Genomic DNA, 13,095 nt, shown 5'->3' with positions numbered 1-13,095 from the left:
ACTGCTCACCGCTCACAAATTTATAATACCTCCCTTTCCATTGCGAACCTTTTCCGAACCGCGTAACCGCGAAGGAGTTCAATGCGATAGCGATCAGAACCAGCTGGGAGAGCGCGTGCAGAAACGCGAAGCCCGCCGGCTGGCGGAACCTCACGGCAATGAGTACCCTGCAGGAGAGTGCAATGGCAGCCTGAAGGAGAGGAAGCAGAAAGAGAGCGGGGCCGAAGTCGCCCTGCTGCAGGGCTGCCGCAAGGAAACCGAAAGGAAGCACGTGAAAAGCCAGGGTCAGGACGACGAGGCCGAACAGCAGCGGAGAACGGTAGCCGAGTCCGGCAAAAAGATTTTTCGAAAAACCCCGGATGATTTCACCGGCCGAGCGGTACATCCTGCAGCTCAGAACATCGACGCCGTTGAAAACGGCGACACGTCCCCCGTTTTTTTTCACCGCCCTGCAGAGCCAGACATCCTCCACGATAGCTGCTTTCACTGCCCGGTGCCCGCCGATGCTCCGGTAGGTCTCCCGCCGGAAAAGCATGAACTGGCCTATGGCCGAACAGAAGACGCTTCTGGGCGATGTCCGAACCAGCCGAAGCGGGAGATAGCACATGAGAATGAAGTAGACCAGCGGAATGACCAGTTTTTCGAGGAACCCGACCATCTCCTGATAGGGGGTGAGGCTGAGCATGCCGGCTCCTGACGCATCAAGGGCGGCAACCGAACGGCTGAGCGATTCCGGTTTGTGCCGGGTATCGGCGTCGGTGAAAAGCAGAAGTTCGCCGGAAGCCAGATCGCCGAGCTGGCGGCAGGCCCATGCCTTGCCGTGCCACCCGTCGGGAAGCGGATCGCCCTGCACGATGCGGAGCCGGCCGCCTGAGGAAGCCGCAAGGCGACGGAGAATCTCCGGGGTTGCGTCTTCGGATCCGTCGTCGAGCACCACTACTTCATAGCGGGGATAGTCCTGGGAGAGCAGCGACAGCACACAGGCTTCTACGGAATGTTCCTCGTTTCTGGCCGGAACCAGAACGGAAACGAAGGGCCGTTCTCCGGAAGCGGACGGAGATTCGGGCAGGTACTGCAGTTCGACGAGGTTGAAAAGCAGAATACCGGCAAAAACCAGCAGCGAAAGCAAAACGATAACCTGATAGGAAAGAAGCAGCATGATGGTTCATAAACAAAAGGCTGTCCAGGGACAGCCTTGTTTTCGTAACAGTGTGAACCGTTCTCAGTCGATCAGCTTGTTGATGTCGTACTCGAAAATGCCTTCGGCTCCGGCCCGTTTCAGCTCGGGAATGAGCTTGCGGACGATTTTTTCGGTAACGATCACTTCGAGCGCTACCCAGCCCTCATCGGTAAGGTGCGAAACGGTCGGCTGGCGAAGCGCGGGAATAATGGAAAGAAGTGCATCGAGCGCGGCCTTCGGAGCGTTCATCTTCAGCCCGACTTTTCCCTGGGCATTGATGGCGCCCTGCAGCAGAAGAGCCATGCTCTCGATCTTCTCCCGTTTCCAGGGGTCGTTCCAGGAAGCCTTGTTTGCAATGAGCTTGGTGTTCGATTCGAGAATGGTATCGACAATCCTGAGCTTGTTGGCCCTGAGCGAGGAACCGGTTTCGGTTACCTCGACGATGGCGTCGGCAAGATCGGGAGGCTTCACTTCGGTAGCGCCCCAGCTGAACTCCACCGATGCGCTGACTCCGTGCTTTGCCAGATATTTTTTCGTGATGTTGACGACTTCCGTCGCGATATGCTTTCCTTCGAGATCCTTTACCGACTGGATCGATGAGCTCTCGGGAACGGCAAGCACCCAGCGGACAGGGCGCATCGATGCCTTGGAGTAAACCAGATCGGCAACCTCCACCACTTCGGCATCGGTCTCGATGATCCAGTCCTTGCCGGTCAGACCTACATCGAAGGCTCCGAGTTCGACATAGTGCGCCATTTCCTGGGCGCGAATCAGAATCGCTTCAAGCTCGTCGTCATCTATGGATGGGAAATAAGAGCGGCTCTGAACGGAAAAATGAAAGCCTGCATGTGCAAAAAGATCAAGGGTCGAATCCTGCAGACTGCCTTTCGGCAAACCAAGCTTCAGTACGGGATTACTCATGTCGGAAGTAAGCTGTTGTAATTGACGTTAAAGTTCCTTCAGGTGAAACGAGTCGTGCATGAACACTCCGTATGGGTAGCGTCCGTCTATCCAGGTGCCGAGATTGATATACCGGCTTGCGCCGTTTCCGAGAGGATAGATCCCTTGCGAGTGATTATGTCCGCAGACAAAATAATCAAATTCCTGATCTGCGGCTATGGATTCGGCAAAATTTAACAACCGGTTCGATTCCTTCGGAATGTCGGCCGGTTTGTGGTGGCGGCTGAGGTACGACATCCGCTTCATGAGGGCGATCGCCAGATCGGCATGAAAGGCGGTGAGCAGGCCGAGATTGAAACGGTTTCTCACGAAACGGGCGAAAAGCTTGTACCCGTGGTCACCCTCGCCCAGACCGTCGCCGTGGGCGAAAAGAAATCTGCGGCCGGCGTAGTCGAAACGGTTGAGCCCATAGAGGGTTTTCAGGCCAAGCTCGGTTTCGAAGAAGGCGCCGAGATGGAAATCGTGGTTGCCCGCCACATAGGTAACCTCGATGCCGTTCTGCACCAGGTCGCCGACGAGACAGATAAGCCGGCTGAACCCTTTGGGAATGACATGGCGAAACTCCATCCAGTAATCGAAAATGTCGCCGAGCATATAGAGCGAACGGCCTTCCGCCTTGACAAGGGCGAAAAGCCGTTCAAGTTTTTCATATTTCAGCATCTCCTGTTCACGGTCCTGAAGACCGAAGTGCAGATCGCTGATAAAGTAGATGCCCTCTCTGTCGCTGTCCTGAGGCGTCATGAATCAGAGAAACTGTGCGGCAAGAACGACCGCCGCCGGAATGGTGAGGTTATCGACCTCTTTGGGACTCATTCCCTCCACCACGGTTGCGATGAGGGCGATAAGCAGAATCTTCGGGGCGTCGAAAGCTTCAGGAACGATCAGCCAGACGAAAAACAGGCCGGCTGCCGCGCTTCCCAGCAGAAACGCCAGACTCCCCTCGACGCTCTTGTCGCTGAGAATCCGGTATTTCATTTTTCCCATGCGGGTGCCGATTATGGGCGCCAGACCGTCGCCCCAGCCAAGCACCGCCATGGCGAGCACCCCTTCGAAGGTCTTGTAGTAGAGGGTTCCGCACAGCATGGCGATAATGACGAAGTAGAGCGTGCCTTTGAGCAGTTCACGCTTATCGCCGGTGCGGGTCATGGTTTTTACGGCCTGATCGTCATCGGCGGCGAAAAGGCCTTTCTGGATGAGCAGAACGGTCCAGACCGCAAAGACCGTGATGTTCAGGTACTGCGACCAGTCGCCGTCAATAAAGAGAGGAAGAAAGACGATCGCCGAACCCGCACAGATATGGGTTATTTTCCGGCTGATATCCCGCGGCAGCCCGTGGTTGGTTACCAGATAGTCCATGAGCGGAGGGACGCTGAACACATAGACGAAGGTAAAAAGCGTAACGATGGCATTATGCCAGACAGGGGGAAGCGAAAAGAAGGCAGCCTGAAGCATGACCATGGCGCATGAATGATTAAAGGTTATGGTAACGGCAACAACCCTTCGGCTTTCGGAGAAAGAAATTTTTTTTCAGGCGGACGGAACCCTACATGTATTTCGCGCCGATCATGCCTGCGACAATCAGGTTGTTCAGGAGAAAAAGAAAATTGTTGGCGACCTGATAGCGGAGAAAGGCGTTGTGCTCCTGCACTTCGCTTTTGCCGATGGCGTTGCCGAATCCGTCCTCGACCGTGCCTTTCATGAACGATATGCTGCTTTTCGGATCGCGCAGAAGCTGAATCTGGATCGCGATGTTCAGGACAAGGCCGATCAGCACCAGCACGACCGCCACCGTGAACCCCCAGCTCCAGGCGAGCCATGCAAGCACGGCAAAGACCAGGTCGATAATGGTGAACGATACCAGAAAGGTGTTCCGGGAACCGATCATGACCGCCAGCGATTTCAGGCCACCCTCCTTGTCGCCCTCGACGGACTTGAAATCGTTGAGAATGATCAGGGCCATCGCCATGAAGAAGTTCAGGCCTGCAAGCCAGATCACTTCAGGCCGGATTTCGCTGAACAGGGCGTTTGCCGACAGAAACGTGACAAAGCTGTACGAGAATCCCACCGCCGGTGCGGAGGTGATGATGTTTTTCTTGAGTTTGAGCGGCGGAGCCGAATAGATGTAGGCAACAAGCAGTGCGGTCAGGATCGAGACGATGATGACCATCCCCCGCACACCTCCGATATGAATGCCGAGAAAGACGCCGAGGCCGATGGCCAGCAGGAGCACGAAAATGCTGTTCCAGAGAGCCTCGTTCACACTCAGGCGACCGGAAGGAATCGGACGTGTCGGCTCGTTGACCCGGTCGAGTTCGAGATCGTAATAGTCGTTGACGGACTGGCTGAAACCGGTGCCGAGCGGACCGTAGAGGAGAAAGATGGATGCAAGCAGCAGATAGTCGTGGAGAGTCGGCTGCATGGCTCCCGAAGCCATGACTCCACCGGCAAGACAGGGAAAAACACTGATCCAGGTTACCGGATCGAGCAGTTCAAGATGGGCTCTGAGTTTATCGGTAAATCCAAGTCGTTGTACGGCAACTGACATGCTGTTTCTGCGTTAAATGATACCTGCATTAAAATTCAAATTTACGAATCGCTGTAAAGATATAAAAACTCCTGAATGCAGATAAGGTTTTTCGCGCGTTTATAGGATAGTCAGACGGTTTTCCCGGTGAGAGTGGCCGATGTCGAGCCGGTTATGAGCACCCTGAGGGTATCTCCGGGCCGGAAGGCGCCCCGGTCGAAAACCACAACCCGGTTGGTCGAGGTACGGCCCATGAGTTGAGCGGCGGAACGGCGGCTTTCGGATTCGGCAAGAACCTCTGCAACCGTGCCGACCGCCTCCCGGAGCAGCTCTCCTGAAATGGCGTTCTGGAGATCGATGATCTCCTGCAGGCGCCTTTTCTTGTCCTCTTCGGGAACATCGTCCGCCATGGTTCGGGCGGCCAGGGTTCCCGGCCTCGGGGAGTAGTGAAACATGAAGGCCGAATCGAAACGCACCTCGCGCATCAGCTCGAGCGTCTGGCGGTGATCGCTTTCGCTTTCGCCGCAGAAACCCGCAATAAGATCGGTGGAGATCGCTATGCCGGGGATGCTTTGGCGGATGAGCCTGATTTTTTCGAGGTACGACTGGATACCGTGGCCCCGGTTCATCCGCTCGAGCATGCGGGATGAACCCGACTGCACCGGAAGGTGCAGATGACTGCAGATATTTGGCTGTGAGGCCATCGCTTCGACAAGCGACGCCGACATGTCCTTCGGATGGGATGTGGTAAAGCGAATGCGCACTCCGGGCACTTCACCGGCGACCGCTTCGAGCAGCTGCGGAAAATCCGCGCCGGACTGAGGGTCGCGGTATGAATTGACGTTCTGGCCGAGCAGCGTTATCTCCCGACACCCACCGGCGCCAAGCGAGCGGACTTCGCGAAGCACCGAATCGAACGGATGGCTGCGCTCGCGACCCCTGGTAAAGGGCACGACGCAGAATGCGCACATGTTGTTGCAGCCGCGCATGACCGGCACGAAGGCCGTCAGCGGCTCCGCCCCGGACTGCACAATACCCTCGTAGGTCTCGGCGGGATCGAAATCGAGCCGCGATACCCTGCAGCCTCCGGAGGCTTCGGCAACCAGTGATGCGATGGCCCGGTAGTTGTCGGGGCCGACAAGAAAATCAAGTACCGGGAAATCGGCGAAAAGCGATTCACGCCGATACTGCGCTATGCAGCCGGCAAGACCGACTGTCAGCTCCGGATGCTTCCGCTTGAACCCCTTCACATGCTGGAGATAGTGCCCGATGCGCTCGACGGCATTCTCCCTGACAGCGCAGGTGTTGAGGAGGATGATGCCCGCCTCCTCTTCGGAAACGGCAGGCTCATATCCCCCTTTCTGCAGCAGCGTCGCGATGATGCCGCTGTCCGCCTGGTTCATCTGGCACCCGAAGGTGTGAATATGAAATTTTCGGCTGTCTCTCTTCAACACGGTAATCCTTTTGCACTCAATCCGACTTTTCGGCCATGGCCGGCTGCAGTCGAATTGAGGCGGAAACGAAAAGCTGCGGTATTCAGGCTCCGAAATGGATATGCTTGAACTTCTCGAGCAGCGCTTCGGCTTCCGGCTTGCACTGTCCGCAGACCGTTCCGAGCTTGGTGCGCTCCTGCAGTTCGAAATAGGTGCGCGCGCCCTCGAGCACGGCATCCTCGATATCATGATCGGTGATGCTCATGCACTGGCAGATGGTCTTCACCTGCTCCTGCTTCACCTTGTCTCCCATGCCGTTGCGCGTGTAGTAGTCGTTGATGGCCGCCCTGAGGGCCTTGTCGCCAAGCACCGAACAGTGAATCTTGTTTTCCGGCAGCCCTCCGAGCTCTTTGGCGACCTCCTTGGGCGAGATGTGAAATGCCTGGTCGAGGGTCATGCCCTTGACCATTTCGGAAAGAATCGAGGTGCTGGCGATGGCGCTGGCACAGCCGTAGGTCTTCCACTGGCAGTCGGTAATGACCTCGCTCTCTTTGTCGACCCTGATGACCACCATCATCTGGTCGCCGCACTGGAGATTGCCCTCCATGCCCACACCGTCGAATTCATCGGTATTTTCGCCCTGCATGATATTTTTAGGGCTCATGAAGTGTTCTTTCAGCTTTTCGGTATATGCCCACTCACCTGCTTGCAGCATGTGTTCCTCCTTTAATGTATGCCGTTGACATGTCTCTTATTCGTTTAATGGTTCTCGGCAGGACGTCGAGCATGTATTCGACCTCCTGCATGGTGCTTTCGCGCCCGAGGCTGATCCTGATGGAGCCGTGCGCACGCTCGGCGTCGACGCCGGTAGCGAGCAGCACATGCGACGGATCGAGCGAACCCGATGCGCAGGCCGAGCCTGTCGATACGGCAATGCCTTCGAGATCGAGATAGAGCAGAATCGACTCTCCTTCGGCGCCGGGAAACGAAACGTTCAGGGTGCCGCAGAGCGAGTCGGTCGGGTGCCCGTTGAAAGAGATGTCGTCTATGCGCTCTTCGATGCCTTTGCGCAGCGCGGCTTTCAGCGCACCGAGACGCTCCGCTTCACCCGCCATTTCAAGCTGGCGCATTTCCACGGCTTTTCCGAGACCGAGAATCCCGAGCGTATTTTCCGTACCGGCTCTCCTGCCCCGCTCCTGATGGCCGCCGCGGATAAAGGGGCAATAGGGCGTGCCTTTTCTCACGTAGAGGGCGCCCACCCCTTTCGGACCGTAGATTTTATGGCCCGAGATGGTGAGAAAATCCAGACCGAGCGCGTTCACGTCTACAGGCACCTTGCCGACAGCCTGAACGGCGTCGGTGTGCATGAGGGCTCCGCAGCTGCGGGCCATTTTCGATATGGTTTCGATATCCTGGAAGGTACCGATCTCGTTGTTGGCCATCATGACCGACACCAGACCGACATCGTCTCCCAGCATGCTCTCGAGCTGATCGAGATCGATTTTCCCGTAACGGTCGACATCGAGATACTTGACCCTGGCCCCCCGGTGTGCGAGACACTCCGATGTTTCAAGCACGCAGGGGTGCTCGATTTTCGTGGTGATGATGGTGCTGCGCATCTTCGTGCCGGGAATACACTGGTTCGTTGCGCAGATGAAAAGGGAGAGCACCGTATTGTTGGCCTCGGAACCGCTGCCGACGAAAACGATTTCATCCTCTCCTGCGCCGATGAAACCGGCAACTCTCTTGCGGGCATCCTCTACGTTGGCCCGCGCCTCTCGGCCCCAGGCATGCATGCTCGAGGGATTGCCGAACATCTCCATCGCTTCAGCCATCTCCTTCTTCACTTCCGGGTGCAGCGGAGTGGTTGCGTTATGATCAAAATAAACCTTCATGGCGGCCTTGGTACTTCAACGTTCCTTGTTAATTAAAATTCCTTACGGCAGTTCTTCGAAAAGCCAGGTTGAAAGATAGCGTTCCCCACTGTCAGGAAGAAGCACAACAAGCGTTTTTCCTGCCATTTCTTCCCTTCGGGCCACCTCAAGAGCGGCATGCAGCGCCGCACCGGAGGAAATACCAGAGAGAATGCCCTCCTGGCGGGCCAGTTTTCTGGCCATCTCTCCCGCGTCCTGATTGCTTACGGTTACAATTTCGTCGATGACATCCCGGTTCAGTATGGCCGGCACGAAGCCCGCCCCGATTCCCTGAATTTTGTGCGGACCCGGCTGACCTCCGGAAAGCACGGGAGAGTCCGCCGGCTCGACGGCGATGATCCTCACTCCGGGTTTATGTTTTTTCAGGGACTCGCCGACGCCGGTTATCGTACCACCCGTACCCACTCCGGCAACGAAAACATCGACCATGCCGTCTGTGTCCTCCCATATTTCAACCGCGGTGCCTGACCGGTGAGCCGCCGGATTGGAAGCGTTCCGGAACTGCTGCAGAATAAGGCTTCCGGGAATCGAAGCCGAAAGACGCTCCGCTTCCGAAATGGCCAGCTTCATGCCTCCCGTGCCGTCCGTCAGCACCAGTTCCGCGCCGAGGATCTGCATCAGCCTGCGCCGTTCGATGCTCATGGTGTCGGGCATGACCAGCATGAGACGGTATCCCTTGGCCGCACAGGCAAAGGCAAGCCCTATGCCGGTATTGCCGCTGGTGGGCTCTATAAGCGTCGTGCCGGGGCCGATTCTGCCGGATTTCTCGGCATCTTCGAGCATGGCCACCGCAATCCGGTCCTTGACGCTCGACAGAGGATTGAACGATTCGATCTTCAGGAGCACATCGGCCCGGCATCCCTCGGCAAGCCGCTGGAGCCTTACCAGAGGGGTCCTGCCCACGGTCTGCAGGATGCTGTCGTATATTTTCATGATGGAATGATTTGTTTTATAACCGTTTCAGCATAACCCGTATACAGGAATCGACGCCCCGTGTATGGCGCGCGAAGCATCCGAAGCAAGGAACATGATCACATCGGCAAGCGCTCCGGGCGCCACCCACTTCGTGAAATCCGCGTCGGGCATATCCCGACGGTTCAGCGGCGTATCGATGATGCTCGGCAGGACACAGTTCACGTTGATGCCGTAATGCTTGTTCTCTTCCGACAGACTTTCACTCATGCGGATAACCGCCGCTTTCGATGCCGTATAAGCCGCCATCCTGGCTTTGCCTGAAAGCGCCGTTCTGGCGCCCACCGTTACGATACGTCCCGCTCTCCTCTGACGCATATGCGGCACCACGGCATGAACGAGATTGAACAGCGTTGCCGTATTGAGCTTCATCATGATCTCCCACTCCCCGAAGGAGGTTTCGTGCAGCGGGGCTCCCATGGAAAACCCTCCGGTAAGCGCGGCCACTGCGTCGATGCGGCCAAATCTGTCAAGCACCTTGCCAACCATATCCCCGGAGGAATCAGCCTGCGTCAGATCGCATCCGAGCACCATTACCCTTGAAGAGTCCGCAAAAGCAGACAACAGCGGCTCAGGATGCAGATCGGAAAGGGCGAGATGCGCACCGGCTTCATAAAAAGCCGAAGCGACCGCTTTTCCAAGATTTCCGGCGGCTCCGCTTACAAGAACCACCCTGTTTTCAAATTCCCGCATTCCGGTTACTATGACTGCCTTTGCTTATCCCGTTTTCATATATAATGCAATAACGAATGATCAAACAAATCTATTAATTCCCTTTAAAAAGGACTTTTTTTATCCTATTTATAGATACCACAAGAAGCTATCAGGGATGTTTTCATGAAGAGAGGCTGGCGATAGGGGCAAACCAGCCGCAGAGCGGACGGAAACTACCGAAAAATAACGGTTCTTTCGGTGAAAGGGGGTATTTTTTTACCGTCGAGAAACAGCTCGACATATGAGGGACGTCCGATATTCACCCAGAACTTTTTCTGTGCCTCATAGCGGAGTACATCCCCTTTTTTGAATTGTCCCCCGGCGTATACCCTTGCGCTGTCGTCGGCGATGACCTTCACCCATGTCTCGTCGGCGATAATGCGGACTTCGAGCTTCCTGCCGCCGGAAGGGGGCGGCTTTACAACTTTTGCCGAGTCGGTCAGCAGCGAGACCTCTTTTGCGATAAGCGCCGCCCGGACTTTATCTTTCGGTTCGGCTGCGGCGGAGTCAGCCGCGGCAGAATCGGAAGCGACCAGTACAGGAAAAAATTCCGAATCGACAACCCGCTCGGCGACAGCCGCGGTATCGGCATCGATGAGCGCATCAGGCTGGCCTGAAAAAGACTGTTCAGGTGCCGGGGCACTGAAAAAAAACATACGGACGGCGAAAACGACTGCCACAAGAAGCACAACTGCCCCTGCCGAAACAAGAAGGCCTTTCGGCGAAACAAGCTTCCCTAAAAAAGGCGATCGTGAAACAACCGAATCAAGCGGATGGTTGTCGCTCCAGTTCCTGGCTGCGGGAGCATCCACCGAAGCGGGCTGCGGAGCACTCCGGCCAAGCAGTGCGGACCTGCAGCGTTCGAAAGTCTCGGCATTGCCGATTTCGAGAAATCCGGCATATTCCTTGATATAAGCCAGTACATAGACGCCGGGCATGAAGGTGAAATTCCCTGCCTCGATCTGCTCGATGTAGGACTGCCTGATCCCTGTCTCCCGGCTGACATCGTCAATCGACAGATTTCTTCGAACCCTGGCAGTCTGCAGTTCAGCCGCAAGCTGTTCAAGCGATAAATTCAATCCGCTCTCTTCCATGAAGTTCTATCATTGCATTGAAAATAATGGCCGGCGCACAACGGTATCGTTAAATGTACGAAAATACCTGAGAGTATGCCAAAACCAACCATGTAGTTCCGTTTGGAACCCTTGTCACCAAAGAGGATAAGATCATCCGAAACCACAACGGATTACCGGGAACCGTATGCGGAAACGAAGATCCATTTTCCGGTTTCCGTACCTCCGGAAGAACCCGAAAGCCGGAAAATCGCTTCGGCTGGAGAGCGATTTCGGCCTGTTTCCTTTTCGAGTGCGCCCTGCATAAGGGATTCGGACTCTTTGCCGAAAGGTTTCCAGAGCAGAAAAACGCTTTCACCGGGATGAAAAAGCGTGTAAAGTTGCGCCATCCCGATCCGCTCTGCAGGAAAAAACCTTACCGTTCCGCCACCAGCTTGCCCTCCGGAATGAGCCGCAGCATGCACGATTTCCCTGAAGGAAGCGGTCATGGATATCTTTTTATCACCGATACCGAGCATATGCAGCGGCAGCGCCGGATCGGCAGCGACCAGAATATGGTCGTATCCGGCCGACATGGCATTGAGCGGTTCAGCCACCGCCCTGATAAACCACTGCGGATCGGACTGCCGGCGGAACGTTTCGACATCCGAAACTCCCTGCACGGCAAAATCCCTGACAAGACGCCGGAGACCCGATGCCGGATCGTAAAGGGAATCGAGCGGAACCGGCGTTCCGGCAATACCGAACTCCCTGGTGCTGATGGTCATGACGGCATAAAAAGAGTCGGCGGAAACCGGCTGCACGACAAGCTGGCCTCTTTTGAGCGACCGCTGCAGCGTCTGGAGCGTTACCGGTGTCATCTGCAGAACCGAAGCTGCTGAAGGGTCGATTCTCTTCACCTCGCCAAGCAGTTCTATCAGCCTTCCCCGTTTGGACTGCAGGGCAGCTTCGGCGGCGCGGTTCATTTCGTAGCCCCTGCCTTTGAGAAAAATATCGGCTTTGCGCTGCAGGAGGCCCGAGATGTCACGCTGGAGGGAAGTCACCTGCCGTTCCAGCGCCGCATGCTCCTTGTCGAGCCTGAAATAACCGGAACTGTTCTGCAGCGTTCTCTGAAGATCGAGCATCTCGGACTGCTGCAGGGCGTCGAAAAGCTCGAAAATCCTCGATTCCCTGACAAGCAGACCCGAAAGCTTGCGCTGGGCTGTATCGACGAGCCGCTGCATCCCCGGTCCCGGATACCTGGGCAGATAGTTCTGATATAACAGCAATCCACTGCGAAGCGCATCGATCTGTTCGGATGGCTTCAGTTCGCCGCTGCCCGTTGCAAGACCGAGCAGGGACGCCGCTTCGGCAAACTGCATATCCTTCATGCCGAAGAAATCCCCGGTTTCGCGGAAAGGCGCGGGTTTCCGGACTATCGCCGCATTGGACTCGTAGCGAAGCTGCTGGATGAGAAAGGGGTTACGCGTCTCTTCGGCAAGGATGAGCGCTCGAAACAGCAGATAGCTCGCGTTCCTCTGATGTTTCGAAAGCAGCTGCAGGCTCCGGGAAGATTCACGCAGGACCTGGATTCGTCTTTTCAGGTCGCCGTCGAGGGAGAGCACATTTCCGGACATGGCCGCAATGTTCATGGCAAGATCGTCGGCAGCCTTCAGGTCGGGAACCGCATCGCGCATGCGGCACTGCAAAAGACCGGCAACCCCTCTCATTTCCGAGACCGGATCATGCGGCTGCCGGGCATACCGGCTGTAGATCGTTTCGGCCTTGCGAACCTCTCCGATACGAAGTTCGAGAGCCGCAAGTTCAAAAAGCTGATCTTCTGCTGGCGCGGAAATTGCCGCAAGCGCTGCGGCCGCTCCCCGGAAGTCGCCCAGTTCGGAAAGCCACATGGCTTTTTCGGCAAGCATTCCGCCGCGAAGCGAATCGGGAAGGAGCGAACCCGCATGCTTTTCAAGAAACCCGGTCGTATGCAGCGCAGCCGAGTAGTCGCCGACAAGACCTTCCAGATGCCGTTTCCGGTTCATCTCGAGCACCGGCCGCTCCGAAAGCCCTGTGAGCGTATCTGCAGCCAGCGCCTTGTTGTAGAGAGCGATGGCCGGTTCATACTCCCCCTGCCGGGCGAGTGTCGATGCTTTACGGTATAGCTCCTTGGGGGAGGCGTCTGTTTCATCCTGCGACGAACAGCCGGGCAACAGCAGCATGGAACAGAAAGAGAAGATAATCGTTAAAACAGCCGGCCTTAATCTTGGCATAACGAGGGACCTCCGGTTCTCGGGGATAACAGTTGGGGAAACAATACTATAGG

The 13,095-nt window shown here is 56.2% G+C and carries 12 protein-coding genes; all 12 read right to left on the bottom strand.

What is annotated here, in order from left to right; translation table 11 throughout:
• A partial coding sequence (locus WBP50_RS03905) for a glycosyltransferase (protein WP_423931806.1) occupies positions 1–1,159 on the bottom strand: 1,159 nt, incomplete at its 3' end.
• A gap of 63 nt (positions 1,160–1,222) precedes the next feature.
• The gene (gene hisG / locus WBP50_RS03900) at positions 1,223–2,101 is read right to left on the bottom strand and encodes an ATP phosphoribosyltransferase (protein WP_423931804.1); all 879 of its coding nucleotides are present in this window, start codon (positions 2,099–2,101) and stop codon (positions 1,223–1,225) included.
• A gap of 27 nt (positions 2,102–2,128) precedes the next feature.
• Entirely contained in the window at positions 2,129–2,881 is a 753-nt protein-coding gene (locus WBP50_RS03895) for a UDP-2,3-diacylglucosamine diphosphatase (RefSeq protein ID WP_423931803.1), read from the bottom strand.
• 3 nt (positions 2,882–2,884) lie between these two features.
• The gene (locus WBP50_RS03890) at positions 2,885–3,598 is read right to left on the bottom strand and encodes a diacylglycerol/polyprenol kinase family protein (RefSeq protein WP_423931802.1); all 714 of its coding nucleotides are present in this window, start codon (positions 3,596–3,598) and stop codon (positions 2,885–2,887) included.
• An 85-nt stretch (positions 3,599–3,683) separates the two neighbouring features.
• Complete coding sequence (gene bchG / locus WBP50_RS03885) at positions 3,684–4,685, bottom strand: (bacterio)chlorophyll synthase (protein ID WP_423931800.1); 1,002 nt, start codon at positions 4,683–4,685, stop codon at positions 3,684–3,686.
• A gap of 110 nt (positions 4,686–4,795) precedes the next feature.
• Positions 4,796–6,115: a tRNA (N6-isopentenyl adenosine(37)-C2)-methylthiotransferase MiaB gene (gene miaB, locus WBP50_RS03880; RefSeq protein WP_423931799.1), complete on the bottom strand. Its 1,320-nt coding sequence runs from the start codon at positions 6,113–6,115 to the stop codon at positions 4,796–4,798.
• Between the two features lie 85 nt (positions 6,116–6,200).
• Positions 6,201–6,812 (bottom strand): iron-sulfur cluster assembly scaffold protein, encoded by a 612-nt coding sequence (locus WBP50_RS03875; RefSeq protein ID WP_423931797.1) that lies wholly within the window; start codon positions 6,810–6,812, stop codon positions 6,201–6,203.
• Positions 6,796–7,992 (bottom strand): cysteine desulfurase family protein, encoded by a 1,197-nt coding sequence (locus tag WBP50_RS03870; protein ID WP_423931795.1) that lies wholly within the window; start codon positions 7,990–7,992, stop codon positions 6,796–6,798. Before WBP50_RS03870 ends, WBP50_RS03875 begins: the two co-directional genes overlap by 17 nt.
• A 42-nt stretch (positions 7,993–8,034) precedes the next feature.
• The gene (gene cysK, locus WBP50_RS03865; RefSeq protein WP_423931794.1) at positions 8,035–8,964 is read right to left on the bottom strand and encodes a cysteine synthase A; all 930 of its coding nucleotides are present in this window, start codon (positions 8,962–8,964) and stop codon (positions 8,035–8,037) included.
• A gap of 27 nt (positions 8,965–8,991) precedes the next feature.
• A complete protein-coding gene (locus WBP50_RS03860; protein ID WP_423931792.1) occupies positions 8,992–9,696 on the bottom strand; it encodes an SDR family oxidoreductase in 705 nt (234 codons plus the stop codon).
• Between the two features lie 194 nt (positions 9,697–9,890).
• Entirely contained in the window at positions 9,891–10,811 is a 921-nt protein-coding gene (locus tag WBP50_RS03855) for a helix-turn-helix domain-containing protein (RefSeq protein WP_423931790.1), read from the bottom strand.
• A gap of 152 nt (positions 10,812–10,963) precedes the next feature.
• Positions 10,964–13,042: a hypothetical protein gene (locus WBP50_RS03850; protein WP_423931789.1), complete on the bottom strand. Its 2,079-nt coding sequence runs from the start codon at positions 13,040–13,042 to the stop codon at positions 10,964–10,966.
• Positions 13,043–13,095 lie beyond the last annotated feature (53 nt).

The sequence above is a fragment of the Chlorobium sp. genome (genome assembly GCF_049593655.1).
Taxonomy (GTDB): domain Bacteria; phylum Bacteroidota; class Chlorobiia; order Chlorobiales; family Chlorobiaceae; genus Chlorobium.
Note: the sequence above shows the minus strand (reverse complement) of the source record. Positions and strands in the feature narration are given on the sequence as shown.